Source organism: Kribbella sp. NPDC056861 (assembly GCF_040687575.1).
In the GTDB taxonomy this organism is placed as follows: Bacteria; Actinomycetota; Actinomycetes; order Propionibacteriales; family Kribbellaceae; genus Kribbella.
Genome location: NZ_JBFBNQ010000007.1, coordinates 311,469 through 326,762 on the forward strand (window position 1 = coordinate 311,469; position 15,294 = coordinate 326,762).

A 15,294-nucleotide genomic window follows, 5' to 3' on the forward strand; every position below is an offset into this window, starting at 1 on the left:
CGACCATCCTGGAACTGCATGGAGGACAAGTGACAACCGCCACCGCCACCCAGACGTCTGAGCGCCGACGCGTACGAGTCTGGTTCGGTGAGCACGTGATCGCCGACTACAACGCCGAGCCGGCGTTGGCCGAGCGGTACGCCCACGCCATGAGCCGTCGTTTCGCCGGACTGAAGGTCACCAACGACCCGATGCCGATCGTCGACCGGCTCCCCGACCCCCTGCCCGGCGAGCGCATGTGGGACGTAGCACCCCGCTGATCCATTGATCGGCGGCAGGTGAGAGCGGGCAATCTGCCCCTCGCCTGCCGCCCTCAATACTTCACATGCGCCTGAATGAATTACCCCCTGCTGTATTTACGCCCGAATACCGAAAAACATTCACCGTCCGCACCGGACATGCACGGACCCGCAAAGGCCCGCCGGTGCGGACGTTTTCCGTTCCGGCGTCTCAAGGAGTGATACCGCGACCTTTCCGAGCGGTCGCCGGCGGCTGACCGGTCGCCGCTCGTAGGGTGAGCAGTCATGCTCGGGTCGGTCGCCGAGTTCCTCGAGGTGATCGGCCCGCTGACCGACCCCGTGCAGTACGGCGGCCACCGCCGAGCCCGGCGACTTCACTGGGCGGAGTACACGAGGCAGCCACTTCGCCGCCCTCAAAGCCCCCGACCTGCTGGTGGAGGACCTCCGCACGTTCTTCCGTGGACTCCGCTAGAAAGCTGTCGTAAGGTCCGTGCAAAATCTATGCTGGCGGAAGTAGACATTCGGCGGCTGAGTGGGTAGTGTTCTTCGTGTTGACAGAGAAGAACAGCGAAGCTGACGTGGACAGCTAACGACCTGTCCAAAATTTTGAAGTCGCAGGACGGCGGACTCCGCCGGGCCGATCAGTGAAGGGGCTCGGGTTCCCGCCAGGATCTGGTCAGAGTTGCTGGAGCCAGTGGTCGAGAAGGGTTCCAGGCTTGACTTAAGTAGTTCGCAGTTGAGGTAGCAGTTCTGTGCTAGTGATCTATCCACCCAGGGCCCCGGTGCTTCGGCACCGGGGCCCTCCACTATGGATGCACCAGCAGGCCGACCAGGCTCAGAGCGGCCAGAGCGGCCAGCTAGTCAGCAGTACGAGCGGCAGGCGCGATCGACGCCGTACGCGCGCTTCGTCTGCGCCACCGCGGCGACGGGCGAGAGCTGCTTGCCGTCGTGCCAGGCGTTGAGGAAAGTTGCCGGCGGCACCGCGCCCCGCCGGATCCACCAGTGCCCGGCCTCGGTCGGCCAGCTGATCCCGAAGTGCAGATGCGGCGGCGTCCCCTGCGCGCTCCCGGTCTTCCCGGTCAGCCCGAGCGTCTGTCCCGCGCGCACCACCAGGCCGGGCTTGATGTCCGCCCCGACCACGGAGAGGTGCGATCCGTAGTACCGGACTCCGTCGACGCCGACCACCGAGACAGAGAGACCACCGCGATCGCGCCCGACGTTGGTCTTCTTGTCCCACGTGTCGACCAGGGTGATCTCGTCGACCCGGCCGTCGACCGGCGAGACGAACTTGCAGCCCTTCGCCGCGAAAATGTCCGACGCTGGATAGTCGTGATGACTCTGCGAGGCGTCCGCCCGGCAACCACCGACGGGGAACACGTACTTCGTGCCGCGGCTGACCGTGGTCGGTTGCGGGCTCGGGGCAACTGTCGGCACGGTCTCGACCGGAGTACTCCCGGTCGGTGCGAGGGGTTGCGACTGATTCGAGTCCGCGTCGTCGAAGCCGCCGGTCGCGGTGAACACGATCAGCCCGCCGCCGGCGACCACCAGAGCAGCAGACAGAAAGATCACCCACACAGAGCGCTTCACTGCGGCTCACCGTAACAGCCACCTGCACTCCATCTGCCGGTCATTCGACAACGCAATGATCCGGCCGGATTCAACCATCCGGGAGGACGCACGATGGAAGAGCACGGACACGGCCACGGGCATGGACACGGACACGGTCATGGGCACGGCCACGGACATGATCACGACCACCACCACCCGAACGCCGAGCTGGACGTCGCCACCACCGCGGCCCTCGACGAGTCGATCCCGGACACCGGCCTCTCACCGACCGAGCTGTCCCGCCGCGGCCTGCTCCGCTCGGCCGGCATCCTCGGTGGCGCCGCCGCGCTCGCCGTCTCCGGCACCGAGTTCGCCGCTGCGACCACGCCGACCGGATCCGTCTTCAGCTCCGGCAACCGCCCGAACGTCTGGCTGGCCGGCGATCACCACATCCACACCCAGCTGAGCTCCGACGGCATGTACCGGGTGATCGACCAGGCGCAGCACGCGGCCGCCAATGGCCTCGACTGGCTGGTGATCACCGACCACGGCGGCGCCACCCACGCCCGGATCGGCGTCGACCTGGTCAACCCGCAGATCAAGGCGGCCCGCTCGGAGCTGAAGGACACCCTGATCTTCCAGGGCCTGGAGTGGAACATCCCGGCCGCTGAGCACGGCACGGTCTTCGTCGCGCCGGGCAGTCGCGAGGTCGAGGTACTGAAGCAGTTCGAGAACTCGTACGACGGCAGCGTGAAGAACGCCTCCGGCAACACCCCGGCCAACGAACAGCTCGCGGTCTCCGGCATTCAGTGGCTCGGTCAGCAGGTCGACCGCCGCCGTGTCCAGGACGCTCTGTTCCTCGCGAACCACCCGGCCCGCAACGGCATCGACAGCCCGCACGAGATCCGCAACTGGCGCAACGCGGACCCGCGGATCGCCGTCGGCTTCGAGGGTGCGCCCGGTCACCAGGCCGGCGGTCTGCCCGTCGGTGTCGGTGCCGGTGGCGCGCGCGGCCTCTACGGCAACGCGCCGAACGCGAACTCCTTCCCTGGCTACCCGGCCGAGTCCTATCGGACCTGGGGTGGATTCGACTGGATGACGTCGACCGTCGGCGGCCTCTGGGACAGCCTGCTCGCCGAGGGCAAGCCGTGGTGGATCAGCGCGAACTCCGACTCGCACGTGAACTGGAACGAGACCTCCCGCCGTCCCGACGGCTCGGACCAGGCCCAGTTCGACCGCGACGGCCGCTACATGGACCCGGTCTACAGCGGCACGGTCAACCGCACCGCAGCCGACTTCTTCCCCGGCTACTACAGCCGCACGCATGTCGGCGCCGACCGCCGCGACTACCTCTCGGTGATGGAGGGCCTGCGCAACGGCCGCGTCTGGGTCGACCACGGCGCACTCGTCAAGGGCGTTGAGGTCGAGGTCCGGGAGGTCGGCAAGCGCCACGGTGAGCCGCTCGGCGGCGCGTTGCACGTACGCCGGGGTCGCGCGGTCGAGCTGGTCGTCCGGATCACCGCGCAGAACGTGCCGAACTGGGCCAACTTCGTCCCGTCCCTCAACCGCGTCGACGCGATCCGCGGCGCGGTGACGGGCGTCGTCAGCGACCGGGACACCTTCACTGCCCCCGGCACCAAGGTGATCCGCCAGTGGGACACCTCCGGCAAGCGCGGCACCTTCGAGCTCGTCCTGCCACTGGGCAAGGCCGAATCCCCGTACTACGTCCGCGTACGCGGTACCGACGGCAACCGCAGCCAGCCCGGCTACCTGGGCGCAGCGGTCGACCCGCAAGGCCCGCAACTGGATGTGGTCGGCGATGCTGACCCGTGGGCCGACCTGTGGTTCTACACGAACCCGATCTGGGTGCTGCCGACCCGATGATCATCGCTGTCGATGCCGACTCCGCCGACGCCGTGGAGGCCGAACACCTCCTCCACGGCCTACTGGAGTCCGCGACCGGTCCGGCAGTCGCCTGCACCCACGTGGTGCCAGGCGGCCACCTGGCCGTCTCCATCAGCGCAGCGGGCTTCGACCAGTCAGCACTGAACCAGGGAGTCGGCTCGGCGATCATCCGGGCGGGTGCAGCCGAGCCAGAGGTCGCAGGGCCGAGCCAGCTGATCCGCGGCGCGTATGTGGCCGCAGTACAGACAGCACTCGGTACTGCGGGCCGCCTGGTCGCCTTCCCCGGTCAGGAGAACGCCCGCGGCACCCTGACCGCCGCAGCCCTCCGCAACGACTGCGGCATCGACCAGCTGGAAGCACTCGGCGGACAACCCATCGAGGACACCACGCTGGTCGACACCCGTGACTACGTCCGCCCGATCCGCCGCGACGGCCAGGTGGTCCTACTGCTCCAGCCGGCCGCCGGCGGCGTACTGATCCCCTTTGAGGTCGAGGATCAGCTCAAGTGCTGCGCCAACCACTAACTGCGTTCGCCCCAGGCTGCTGAGCTCTGCAGCACGTCGGGCAGCGGGCCGATGACGCCCAGGCGTTGGGTGCAGCGCGTCAGGGCGACGTACAGGTCGCGGAGGCCTCGGGGCGACTCGATCAGGATGCCGTCGGGGTCGACGACCAGTACCGAGTCGAACTCGAGGCCCTTCGCTCCTGCCACCGTGAGGACGGTGACTCCAGCTACGTCGCCGACAGCCTCCCGCACCAGCTCGACCCGGTGCCGCGAGGTGATCACACCCACCTGCCCGTACTGCGTCTCCTCGTGCGCCACCTTGCTTACGTACGCCGCCTGCTCGGCCGGCGACGCATCTACGTGCCACGGCTTGATCCCGGTGGAGCGCACTGATTGCGGAGCGTTCAGGGTCGGGTCGATCTCCCGTAGTACGTCCGCTGCGAGCTCCATCACCTCAGCTGGCGTCCGATAGTTCAGCGTCAGCTCTGCCAGCCGCCACCGGTCCCCGAACGTCGGTGCCAGCGCTTGCCGCCAGCTAGTCCCGCCACCGGCCGCACCGGTCTGAGCGACATCGCCGACCAGTGTCATCGACCGCAACGGACAGCGCCGCGCGATAGCCCGCCAGGCCATCGGCGACAGCTCCTGCGCCTCGTCCACGATCACGTGCCCGTAGGTCCATCGCCGGTCGACCGACGCGCGCTCAGCCAGCGTGCGATCGTCATCGGCCTCGTAGCGAGCAGCCAGTGATTCGGCGTCGAGGATGTCCTTGGCGGACAGCACCTCCGCCTCGTCGTCCTCGTCGAAGTCGGTCGATCCCGACCCGGACAGCACGTCCAGCGACCCCTGCGCATAAGCGATCGCGCGGGCTCGCTCAGCCCGTTCGCGAGCCAGGTCGCGCCCGTCGTCTCCCAGAAGCTCGGCGGCTTCGTCGAGCAGCGGCACGTCGGCCGGGCTCCAGTCGTCGCCGTAGCGGAGCAGGTGCTCGCGGTCGAGCGCGCTGAGCTGTGGTGCCGCCGAGGCGAGCCGCTGCTCGTCGCCGTACAGGTCGATGAGCAGTTGCTGCGGGGTGAGCGTGGGCCAGAGCTGATCGAGCAACGCCCGTACTGCGGGCTCCGCGACCACCTCGCTGCGCAGCTCTTGCAGGTCGTACTCGTCCAGCAGGTTCTCGCCGCCGAGTGGGTCCTCGCCGATGATGTCGGCGTACTGCGAGACCAGGTGGTCGATCAGGCTGGTGGCGAAGTACGGCTGGGCCTGGTTGTGGGTCAGCTGCCGAGCCCTTGCCTTGCCGCGGAGCTCCTCGACGACGGACGGCTCGAGGCGCAGTACGGTCCGGTCGACGGTCACCTCGATCGGCCTCGGAGGAACCCACTGACGATCGGCGACCGCGGTCTCGATCACCTCGGCCAGCACCGCGCGGCCCTTGACCTCTGCCACCTCGGCCGGCTCAGGGCGGGTCGCGGTCAGGCCCGGGTACAACTCCGCGACGGTGACGAGCCGGACCCCGTCCTCGCCGAGTGACGGCAGCACCTGGCCGATGAACTGCAAAAAGGTGGAATTGGGACCGACCACCAGAATTCCGCGTTTCTCCAGCTGACTGCGGTGTGTATACAAAAGGAAAGCAGCCCGGTGCAGCGCGATTGCGGTCTTGCCGGTGCCCGGCCCGCCCTGGACCACCAACACGCCGGCCAGGTCGGAGCGAATGATGCGATCCTGATCGGCCTGGATCGTGCGCACGATCGACTCCATCGTGCCGGTCCGGCGGGCGTCCAGCGCGCTCAGCAACACCGCCTCGCCGACCACGCCGGTGCCGGGCTGGGAGGCGCCGTCGGCGGTCCGGTCCAGGTCGAGCTGCTCGTCCTGGACGTCGACGACCTGCCGAAGCCGGGTCTGGATGTGCCGGCGACGGACGATTCCCTCGTTCATCACCGCGGTGGCGATGTAGAACGGCCGTGCGGCGGGCGCTCGCCAGTCGACCAGCAGCGGTTCGTAGTCCTCGTCGTGCAGCCCGATCCGGCCGATGTGCAGGACCTCGCCGTCGGCGTCGTCGAGCCGCCCGAAGGCCAGCCCCTCCTCGGCAGCGGTCAGCCGGGACAGCCGGGCGTTCAGGTCGCGGACCCGGCCGTCGCGCTGGTGCAGCGCCTGCGCGTTCCTGGTGCCGGCGATCTGCTCGTCGCCGCGGCGACCCTCCGTACGCTCCCGCTCACGGTCGAGCGTCGCGTAGAAAGTGGTCAGGTAAACCTGTTCAGCCTGGACCGGATTCAGCAATTCCAACCCCTCGTGATAAACTGCCCCTCGTTGGTTCCCAGAGCCGATTTCAGTCATTTCTCTGGTCGCAGCCACAAATCCTTGAGTTTATCGCATTTCGCCCTTTGCCGAACCTCACCTAAAGGGCACGATCTGGACATGACGGTCCACCACATCGTCCCGCCGTACCTGCTCGAGCACCTCGAGCGCACCGCGGACGACCCGAACCTGCGCGCTCGCTACCGCCTGTCGCTGCAGCACGACGCCGTGCTCCGAAGCCGCCCCGCCGCGCCGGCCGAGGCTTCCGACCAGCCTGCAGGCGATGCCGCCGCAGCGCGACGGGCCGTCCACGATGCGGAGAACGGCACAAAGTTGCCCGGGTCGCTGATCCGGAGCGAAGGCGACCCGGCGGCGCCGGACACGAGCGTCAACCAGGCCTACGACGGCACCGGCGCGACCTGGACGATGTTCAAGGAATGCTTCGGCCGCGACTCGATCGACGGCGCCGGCCGGCCGCTGAGCTCGACCGTGCACTTCGACCACGGCTACGCGAACGCGTTCTGGGACGGCGAGCAACTGGTCTTCGGTGACGGGGACGGCGAGATCTTCGGCGACTTCACCCGATCCATCGACGTGATCGGTCACGAGCTGACGCACGGCCTCACGCAGTACGCGGTGGGGCTGGTCTACGAAGGCCAGTCGGGCGCGCTGAGCGAGAGCCTCGCGGACGTGTTCGGCTCACTGGCCAAGCAGCATCACCTGGGCCAGACCGCCGCCGAGGCCGACTGGCTGATCGGCGCCGAGCTCTTCCGCCCAGGCGTCGCCGGTGTCGCGCTGCGCTCACTGAGGGCACCCGGTACGGCGTACGACGATCCTCGGCTCGGCCACGACCCGCAGCCGTCGCACCTGTCGGCGTACATCGAGACCGCGGACGACCACGGCGGCGTCCACCTGAACTCCGGCATCCCGAACCACGCCTTCTACCTGCTGGCCACCGGCCTGGGCGGCAACGCCTGGGACCAGGCCGGCCAGATCTGGTACACCACCCTGACCTCGGGGACCCTCACTCCCACCACCACCTTCGCGGATTTCGCCAAGGCCACCCACAGAACGGCGACCACTCTGTTCGGCAACGATTCACCCGAAGCCTCAGCCGTCACCACCGCCTGGCAGTCCGTCGGCGTCGTCACGGTCCCCGACCCAGTTACGGTCTCCGACACAACAGAGCCGCGGGAGCAGTCGGCCGAAGCGGTCGAGCTGATGCGCGCGGCCAACACCTCGCTGGCCCTCAGCACCCCACCCTCGGCGCCACCCCCGGACCTGCCCGCCCAGCCCGAGGTTGACCTCAAGTCAAGTTGAGGTATTAGCGTCCGGAGTGTGACCGTTCATCCGCTCCGGCTGGCCCTGCTCGTCCGGAACTCCGAGCCGGGCCGCTTCGGCACCGTGCTGGCCGAGTGGTTCGGACGAGAGGTCGAGAACCGGGACGAGTTCAAGCTCGACCTGATCGATCTGGAGCACACCCCGCTGACCGAGCTGCCGGGCCGGATCGAGGAGGCGGACGCGATCGTCATCGTCTGCCCGGAATACAACCACGGCTACCCCGGCGACCTGAAGATCGCGATCGACGCCGTCCGGCGCCCTTGGTACGGCAAACCCGTGGCCTTCGTCGTGTACGGCGGCCGCTCGGGTGGCCTGCGCGCCGCCGAGCAGCTCCGCCAGGTTTTCGGCGAGCTCCACGCCGTCACCATCCGCGAGACGCTCAGCTTCCATCAACCCACTGACCCCTTCACGGCCGACGGCACCCCGGCCGATCCGACCACTCCGGTGGCAGCCGGCACCCTCCTCGCCCAGCTCGCCTGGTGGTCCCGTGCCCTCCGCGACGCCCGCGCCACTACGCCGTACCCCGCCTGACCCTCGCACTCACCGCGCCTGTCCGCAGTACCGTGTGGAGATCGGTGGAATACCTCGGCGGGGACCATGGTTGGCGTTCTACGTGACTGCTGAGCCGATTCCTCTGTCCGTGCTCGACCTCTCGCCGGTGCCGACAGGCACCCGCCCGTCCCAGGCGTTGCACGAGACGATCGAGTTGGCGCGCAGCGCCGAGGCAGCCGGCTACCACCGGTTCTGGCTGGCCGAGCACCACAACATCTCCAGCGTGGTCAGCACCAGCCCCGAGGTGATGATCGCGGCCGTCGCCGCCGCGACCTCCGCGATCCGGGTCGGCTCCGGCGGCATCATGCTGCCGAACCACTCACCGCTGAAGGTCGCCGAAGCCTTCCGCGTCCTCGGCGGCCTGTACCCCGACCGCATCGACCTCGGCATCGGCCGCGCTCCCGGCACCGACCAGCGCACCGCGCTCGCCCTTCGCCGCAGCCGCGAGGCCCTCGGCGCCGACGACTTCACCGAGCAGTACGCCGAGCTCCGCGCGTACGCCGAGGGCTTCCCGGCCGGTCACCCGTTCGCCCCGATCTCCGCGCAGCCCGACGACGTGCCGCTGCCCCCGGTGTGGATCCTCGGCTCCAGCGCGTACGGCGGCCAGGCAGCCGCAGCCCTGGGCACCGGCTTCGCCTACGCCGGCCACTTCGGCACCCTCAACCCGGCCGGCGTGATGCGCGCGTACCGCGAGCAGTTCCAGCCTTCCGCCGAGCAGTCGAAGCCGCACGCAATCCTCGCCCTCGCCGCGATCGTCGCCGAAACCGAGGAGCGCGCCCAGGCCTTGAGCCTGGCCAACCAGCTCTCGATGCTGAAGCTCCGCTCCGGCCGCCCCGGCCCGCTCCCGTCGCCCGAGGAAGCCGCCGCCTACCCCTGGTCCGACGGTGAACGCGCTGCGGTCGAGGAGTGGGCCAACCTCGTCTCCGTCGGCACCCCCGACCAGGTCGTCGAAGACCTCAGCGGCCGAGCCCACGCGGCCGGCGCCGACGAGCTGATCATCACCACCAACATCCACGACCCGGCCGAACGCCGCCACTCCTTCGACCTGCTGGCCACCGCCTGGGGCCTGAAGCCCCGCTAAAAGTTATCCACAGGCTAGCTGTGGGTACCGCGGACGTGTTCGAAGATCAGGCTGGTCTCCGCGTGGATCACCGCGGGGTCAGCGGTCAGATGGTCCAGCACGAAATCACGGAGCGCGTCCGGGGATTCAGCGGCGACGTGCATCAGATAGTCGTTCGCGCCGCTGACGTGGAACAGAGAAAGCACGCCGGGTAGCTGAGGAGCCGCTGCCCGGAAGCGGTCGATCTCGTCGCGCGAGTGCGCGCCGATCCGGATCGCCACCATCGCCTGCAGCGGCCGCCCGAGCGTGGCCAGGTCCACATCCGCGTGGAAACCGCGGATCACCCCGCGATCGCGGAGCGAGCGCACCCGCGCCAGACACGTCGACGGCGCGATCCCGGTCGCGTCCGCGAGCGCGTTGTTCGGCATCCGGCCGTCGGCCGTCAGCAGCCGGACCAGCTCCAGGTCGACCTCGTCGAGGGCAGCAGGTACCGGCCGTGGGGCCGGTCCAGGCGTCCGACGATCCTTCGGCATGCCTCCACTGTAAGACGCATCCACAGAATCCACAGCGTGTGGACAAGCCTGTGGACGAATTTTATTCGGAACTATTGCGCCTCAGCCGCAGAAGATTCCACCATCGGCGCATCACCGAGGAGGCGCCATGACCCAGCTGGACACCCGCTCCGTACACGCCGGCCGCGACGACCTGACCGCGCTCGGCGTCCACGTCCCGCCGATCGACCTGTCGACGACCTACCCGCTGCCCGGCGTGGAGAGTGGGGGAGCTTCGTACGACGCGCTGGCGCTCGGCAACGGCCCTGACGGCGGCAGCCTCGTCTACCAGCGCCTGTGGAATCCGAACGTCGCCCGCCTGGAAGAGGCCCTCGCAGAGCTCGAGTACTGCGAAGGAGCAGTCGCCTTCGGCTCCGGCATGGCAGCCCTCTCGGCCGCGTTGCTGGCCACCGTCGTCGCGGGTCGCCCGCACGTGGTCGCCGTCCGCCCGCTCTACGGCGGCTCGGATCACCTGTTGTCCACAGGCCTCCTGGGTACGACGGTCAGCTGGGTGACCCCCGGTGGCATCGCCGACGCGATCCGCCCCGACACCGGACTCGTACTGGTCGAGACCCCGGCCAACCCGACTGTCGAGCTTGTGGATATCTCTGCGGCCGTCCGCCAGGCCAACGGCGTACCGGTGCTTGTGGATAACACCTTCGCGACGCCAGTACTCCAGCAGCCGGCGCAGCACGGCGCAACGCTCGTGCTGCACTCGGCAACGAAGTACCTGGGCGGGCACGGCGATGTGATGGGCGGAGTGGTCGCCGCTGACAAGGAGTGGACGGCAAGGCTCCGGCAGGTCCGTGCGCTGACCGGAGGCCTCCTGCACCCGCTGGCGGCGTACGAATTGCACAGGGGGTTGCAGACGTTGCCGGTGCGGATCCGGGCCCAGCAGGCGTCGGCAGAGAAGGTCGCTGACTGGCTGAGCACCCACCCGGCTGTGGATAACGTCTACTACCCGGGTCTGCCTGAGTGCGACCCGCTAGGCCTGGTCGGACGCCAGCAGGCCGGACCGGGTGCCGTCCTCGCCTTCACCACCAGCGGCGGGTACGACGCTGCCGCCCGGGTGGCAGCGTCGCTCCAGCTCATCACTCACGCCGTCTCGCTGGGCGGGGTCGACACCCTCATCCAGCACCCGGCAGGTCTCACCCACCGGCTGGTCGCCGCGGAGGCCAAGCCCCACGACAACCTCCTCCGCCTCAGCATCGGCCTGGAGGCGTCGGAGGACATCACCGCGGACCTGGCCCAAGCACTCAGCTAACCGGTACCGGGTGCTGCAAGACCTTGTCGATGATTCCGTAGTCGAGCGCCTGCTCCGGCGTGAACCAGCGGTCGCGATCCGAGTCCGCCTCGATCCGCTCGGCCGGCTGCCCGGTCCGCTCGCTCAGCAGCCGGGCCAGGTCCTTCTTGGCCAGCACCGACTGCTCCGCCTGGATCTTGATGTCCGTCGCCGTCCCGCCCATCCCGCCGGTCGGCTGGTGCATCATGATCCGGGCGTGCGGCAGCGAGTACCGCTTGCCCTCCGCCCCACAGGCCAGCAGCACCTGTCCCATCGAGGCGACCAGCCCCATCGCGTAGGTCGCGACGTCGTTGCTGATGAAGTTCATCGTGTCGTAGATCGCCAGCCCGGCCGAGACCGAACCCCCGGGCGAGTTGATGTACAGCGAGATGTCCGCCTTCGGGTCCTCGGCGTTCAGCAGGATCAGCTGGGCGCAGAGGGCGTTCGCGTTCTCGTCCTTGATCTCGTCGCCGAGCACGATGATGCGCTGCCAGAGCAGGCGCTGGTAGATGTGGTTGTCGAGGGCATTCGGTGCGGTGGTCTCGCTCATGCTCTCCAGCGTGACCGCCGTCGGCGCGCCGGTCCCCGGAATCTGCCCTTGGCAGATCTGCCCTCCGCAGACCCGGCCGGGGTGGCACACTCGATACACAGGACCACGGACCATCGTTGGGGGAGGACCAGACGTGTTGCTACGCCAGGTGATCGGAAACGTCTTCCGCCGACTGCGGCGCGAGCGGGGGATCACCCTGCGCGAGCTCGCCGAGCAGGCCCAGGTCTCGGTGCCCTACCTGTCCGAGATCGAGCGCGGCCGCAAGGAGCCCTCCTCGGAGATCCTCGCCGCGATCTGCCGTGCGCTCGACCTGGAGCTGGCCGACCTGCTGACCGAGGTGCAGTTCGACCTGGCCACGGCAGTCCGCGCCACGTTGCCGCTGCGCCTGCAGACCACCTCCATCCAGGTGACCGAGTCCGCTCCGCAGCGCGTGGCCTCATCGCCGTCGGCGTACTCCGCTACCGCTCAAGTCTTCGCCCTGGTCGCCTAGTCAGTGCTCTGGCACAGCAACCCGGCCGCGAGGGCCTGGCGTACTACGGCTGCGCCCGCTGAGGTCCTGGCGTTCCACCAGGCGCTCGACGGCTACCAGCCGACCCCGCTGACCGCAGTACCGGCGTTGGCGGCTGAGTTAGGTGTCGGGCAGGTGCTGGTCAAGGACGAGTCGCAGCGGCTCGGCCTGCCTGCGTTCAAGGCGCTGGGAGCTTGGTGGGCCATCAACCGTGCCCTTCAGGACCACCCGGACACGGCTGAGCTAGTCACGGCGACCGACGGCAACCACGGCCGCGCAGTAGCTCGGATGGCCGCCATGCTCGGCCTCAAGGCGCACGTGTTCATCCCAGCCGTCGTCAGCGTGCGCTCGATCGAGGCGATCCGCTCGGAGGGCGCCGTAGTCACCATCGTCGACGACTCGTACGACGCTGCCGTGGTTGCTGCCGCCGATGCGGCGACGGGCGACAGTCTGCTGATCCAGGACTCGGCTTGGCCGGGCTACGAGGTCATTCCGCAATACATCGTCGACGGCTACTCCACACTCTTCCGGGAGATCGACGTCGAGCCCGACCTGGTCGTAGTACCGATGGGTGTCGGCTCTGTTGCCCAAGCAGCTGTCACCCACTACCGCAGTGGACTCGCGGCGCCAGCAGTGCTCGGAGTCGAGCCTGCCAACGCTGCCTGTGTCACGGCCAGCCTCCAAGCCGGCAAGCCAGTCACTGTGTCCACAGGCCACACAGTGATGGCCGGCCTGAACTGCGGCACCCCCTCCAGCCTCGCCTGGCCCGTACTGCGAGCCGGACTGGATGCCGCGGTCACAGTGGAGGAGGCCGAGGCGCTGCAGGCCGTCGAAGACCTCGGTGCTGCCGGCATCTCGTCTGGTGCCAGCGGAGCCGCCACTCTGGCCGGCCTGCGAGCAGCACGGGATCGTTTGGAGTTATCCACAGACAGCACGGTCATTCTGATCAGCACGGAGGCTGCGTCGTGATCGACTACGTGGTCCGCTTCCCTGTGGACGACACGACGTTGTCCACCTTGCACGCGCTCGCGTTCGAGTCGCCGGTCGAGGTGCAACCGTGGGCCGCGCGGCTGGAGCGGCACGCACTGACCTGGGTAGGGGCCTTTAGCAACGATCAGCTGGTCGGCTTCGTCCAGGTCTGCTGGGACGGCGGCGCCCACGCCTTCGTGCTCGACACGGCGGTGCATCCCGAGCACGGCCGGCAGGGCATCGGCAAGCAGCTGGTACTCGCTGCCGCCGCCGAAGCGAAAACGGCGGGTTGCGAGTGGCTCCACGTCGACTACGAGCCGCACCTGACCGACTTCTACGTGAAGGCCTGCGGCTTCTCGCCCACCGAAGCCGCCCTCCTCAAGCTCCGCTGAGCACAGCCGTCAGCCGCTCGGTGGAGACACACGAGATCAAGCAGCGCTCCTTGGCGTCGCCGAGCAACTCCGCGGTCCAGCGCGTGAACCCGCCATCGCCTAGTTCGGCATCACCGACGCCGACGCCCAGCGCAGTACCGAAGTAGTAGTTGGATCCCTTGTCCCGCTCGGGATCCTCGACGAACTCCACCTTCAATGCAGGCCGGACCGTGTCGTCGATCCGCTCCCGGACAGCAGTCTTGGCAAACGTCGTGAACGTCAACCGCGCCTCATCACCCAGTACGTCGTGCCAGAACCGCAAGTGGTCGACCAGCATCTCCGCCTCGACCCGCCCTGACCCGGTGTCGCGTGCACTCGAGACCAATGCGAACAGCTGGAAATGCGCGAACAACCCCGGCCCGTCGACAGCCTGAGCGCGAACCACCCGCTGACACGCGGCCAGATCCACCCGCGCCTGCCCCGCACGACGGCGTACGGCGGCCTCGATCGCGAGCTCGTTGGTCGGATCACTCGCGACCTCAGTACTGCGCATCGTGCTGACGATCTTGTTCTGGTCGACAGTCGCGACCGCCGAGCACGTCCCCAGCGGCGCCAACGGCGACAACTCCACCCCGGCGAACCGCTCGGGCAGCCGCTCCCACAACCTCGCCTGCGTCCGCACCAACGCCCGCGGATCAACCTCCGACGGCCGCACGAACCGATCCTCCCGCCACCGCTGCATCACCCGCGCCGGCGTCACCGCGGCCGCCCGCGTGCGACTCACCTCAAGCAGCGCCGTCTGCAACTCCGACGGACTCAACCCACGCCCCAACGCCTCCCGCGCTCCGTCGGGAACCTTCCGCCAGACCCGCTCGCCCACATCACCCATTGCCCAAGCCTGCCGGATCGACGCTCGGAATGCTGCTGGATTTCGGTCTGTACCTACTAGTATGTCTGGAATGGATGCGATGCAGTACGAGGTGAATCTGCCGGCCGACTACGACATGGGGATCATCCGGCGACGGGTGGAGCTGAACGGAGCGCGGACGGACGACTTCGAGGGGCTGGGGATCAAGGCGTATCTGGTCCAGGACCAGGCGAACGGCGCGGCGGTGAACCAGTACGCGCCGTTCTACCTGTGGAACGACACGGCAGGGATGAGCCGGTTTCTGTGGGGTGGCGGGTTCTTCAGTGGGATCTGCCAGTCGTTCGGGCGGCCGGTCGTGCGGCATTGGGCCGGTGCGGAGGCGATGGCCGGGCCTGACGTCGACCAGCCGGCGGTGGGGGCGACCAAGAGTATGCAGTTGCTGCCGCCTGATGTTGACCCGGCTGGACCGGTGACCGAGGCGTTGGAGGAACTGCGGCGAACGGCGGCGATGCCGGGTGTCCACAGCTCGGCGATCGCGGTCGATCCGGCGCGGTGGGAGCTGGTGCACTTCACCTTGTGGAGCGGCGAACCGGGGATCGTGCCGGGCACCCGGTATCAGGTGCTGCACTTGTCCACACCCGGAACAAAAGATCTGTTCGGGTCCTGAGTTCACGGATATCTTTTAAGGCATGACGTACTCGAGCCCGCACCTTTGACGCCCTGACCCTCGACCCCGCGCAGTACCTCGCAGTCTGTCCGTTCGTA

At 68.4% G+C, this 15,294-nt stretch carries 16 protein-coding genes; 11 read left to right on the plus strand and 5 right to left on the minus strand.

Annotation, left to right across the window (positions count from 1 at the left end; all coding sequences use genetic code 11):
• Positions 1-29: 29 nt before the first annotated feature.
• A complete protein-coding gene (locus AB0P21_RS33145) occupies positions 30-260 on the plus strand; it encodes a hypothetical protein (protein WP_363701853.1) in 231 nt (76 codons plus the stop codon).
• A gap of 840 nt (positions 261-1,100) precedes the next feature.
• On the opposite strand, the gene AB0P21_RS33150 is transcribed toward AB0P21_RS33145, so the two are convergent.
• Entirely contained in the window at positions 1,101-1,826 is a 726-nt protein-coding gene (locus tag AB0P21_RS33150) for a M23 family metallopeptidase (RefSeq protein WP_363701855.1), read from the minus strand.
• Positions 1,827-1,919: 93 nt separating this feature from the next.
• Between AB0P21_RS33150 and AB0P21_RS33155 the strand changes: the two genes are divergently transcribed.
• Positions 1,920-3,671, plus strand: coding sequence for a PHP domain-containing protein (locus tag AB0P21_RS33155; protein ID WP_363701857.1), 1,752 nt, complete (start codon positions 1,920-1,922; stop codon positions 3,669-3,671).
• Positions 3,668-4,216, plus strand: coding sequence for a hypothetical protein (locus AB0P21_RS33160; protein ID WP_363701859.1), 549 nt, complete (start codon positions 3,668-3,670; stop codon positions 4,214-4,216). The genes AB0P21_RS33155 and AB0P21_RS33160 overlap by 4 nt, the downstream gene beginning before the upstream one ends.
• Here the strand turns inward: AB0P21_RS33160 and AB0P21_RS33165 are convergent.
• Entirely contained in the window at positions 4,213-6,465 is a 2,253-nt protein-coding gene (locus AB0P21_RS33165) for an AAA family ATPase (RefSeq protein ID WP_363701861.1), read from the minus strand. The two genes, AB0P21_RS33160 and AB0P21_RS33165, sit on opposite strands and share 4 nt — an antisense overlap.
• 132 nt (positions 6,466-6,597) lie before the next feature.
• Between AB0P21_RS33165 and AB0P21_RS33170 the strand changes: the two genes are divergently transcribed.
• The 3 genes from AB0P21_RS33170 (at position 6,598) to AB0P21_RS33180 (ending at position 9,451) form a co-directional block, all read left to right on the plus strand.
• Positions 6,598-7,797: a M4 family metallopeptidase gene (locus tag AB0P21_RS33170; protein WP_363701862.1), complete on the plus strand. Its 1,200-nt coding sequence runs from the start codon at positions 6,598-6,600 to the stop codon at positions 7,795-7,797.
• A gap of 18 nt (positions 7,798-7,815) precedes the next feature.
• Positions 7,816-8,349: an NAD(P)H-dependent oxidoreductase gene (locus tag AB0P21_RS33175; RefSeq protein WP_363701864.1), complete on the plus strand. Its 534-nt coding sequence runs from the start codon at positions 7,816-7,818 to the stop codon at positions 8,347-8,349.
• A gap of 70 nt (positions 8,350-8,419) precedes the next feature.
• A complete protein-coding gene (locus AB0P21_RS33180; RefSeq protein WP_363701866.1) occupies positions 8,420-9,451 on the plus strand; it encodes an LLM class flavin-dependent oxidoreductase in 1,032 nt (343 codons plus the stop codon).
• Between the two features lie 14 nt (positions 9,452-9,465).
• On the opposite strand, the gene AB0P21_RS33185 is transcribed toward AB0P21_RS33180, so the two are convergent.
• Positions 9,466-9,963 (minus strand): Lrp/AsnC family transcriptional regulator, encoded by a 498-nt coding sequence (locus AB0P21_RS33185; protein ID WP_363701867.1) that lies wholly within the window; start codon positions 9,961-9,963, stop codon positions 9,466-9,468.
• Positions 9,964-10,090: 127 nt separating this feature from the next.
• Here AB0P21_RS33185 and AB0P21_RS33190 point away from each other — a divergent pair, with 127 nt between their 5' ends.
• Positions 10,091-11,245, plus strand: coding sequence for a PLP-dependent aspartate aminotransferase family protein (locus AB0P21_RS33190; protein ID WP_363701869.1), 1,155 nt, complete (start codon positions 10,091-10,093; stop codon positions 11,243-11,245).
• Here the strand turns inward: AB0P21_RS33190 and AB0P21_RS33195 are convergent.
• A complete protein-coding gene (locus AB0P21_RS33195) occupies positions 11,238-11,813 on the minus strand; it encodes an ATP-dependent Clp protease proteolytic subunit (RefSeq protein WP_363701871.1) in 576 nt (191 codons plus the stop codon). The genes AB0P21_RS33190 and AB0P21_RS33195 overlap by 8 nt on opposite strands.
• A gap of 133 nt (positions 11,814-11,946) precedes the next feature.
• On the opposite strand from AB0P21_RS33195, the gene AB0P21_RS33200 reads away from it, so the two are divergent.
• From AB0P21_RS33200 to AB0P21_RS33210, 3 genes are read left to right on the plus strand one after another with little or no spacing between them, the layout of a single operon-like run.
• Positions 11,947-12,303, plus strand: coding sequence for a helix-turn-helix transcriptional regulator (locus tag AB0P21_RS33200; RefSeq protein ID WP_363701872.1), 357 nt, complete (start codon positions 11,947-11,949; stop codon positions 12,301-12,303).
• Between the two features lie 3 nt (positions 12,304-12,306).
• Positions 12,307-13,290 carry a pyridoxal-phosphate dependent enzyme gene (locus AB0P21_RS33205; protein WP_363701874.1) on the plus strand — a complete coding sequence of 328 codons (984 nt, stop codon included), beginning with the start codon at positions 12,307-12,309 and terminating at the stop codon, positions 13,288-13,290.
• Positions 13,287-13,682: a GNAT family N-acetyltransferase gene (locus AB0P21_RS33210; protein WP_363701876.1), complete on the plus strand. Its 396-nt coding sequence runs from the start codon at positions 13,287-13,289 to the stop codon at positions 13,680-13,682. Before AB0P21_RS33205 ends, AB0P21_RS33210 begins: the two co-directional genes overlap by 4 nt.
• On the opposite strand, the gene AB0P21_RS33215 is transcribed toward AB0P21_RS33210, so the two are convergent.
• A complete protein-coding gene (locus AB0P21_RS33215) occupies positions 13,669-14,550 on the minus strand; it encodes a hypothetical protein (RefSeq protein ID WP_363701878.1) in 882 nt (293 codons plus the stop codon). The genes AB0P21_RS33210 and AB0P21_RS33215 overlap by 14 nt on opposite strands.
• 70 nt (positions 14,551-14,620) lie before the next feature.
• Between AB0P21_RS33215 and AB0P21_RS33220 the strand changes: the two genes are divergently transcribed.
• The gene (locus tag AB0P21_RS33220) at positions 14,621-15,196 is read left to right on the plus strand and encodes a DUF4865 family protein (protein ID WP_363701880.1); all 576 of its coding nucleotides are present in this window, start codon (positions 14,621-14,623) and stop codon (positions 15,194-15,196) included.
• The last annotated feature ends 98 nt before the right edge of the window (positions 15,197-15,294 follow it).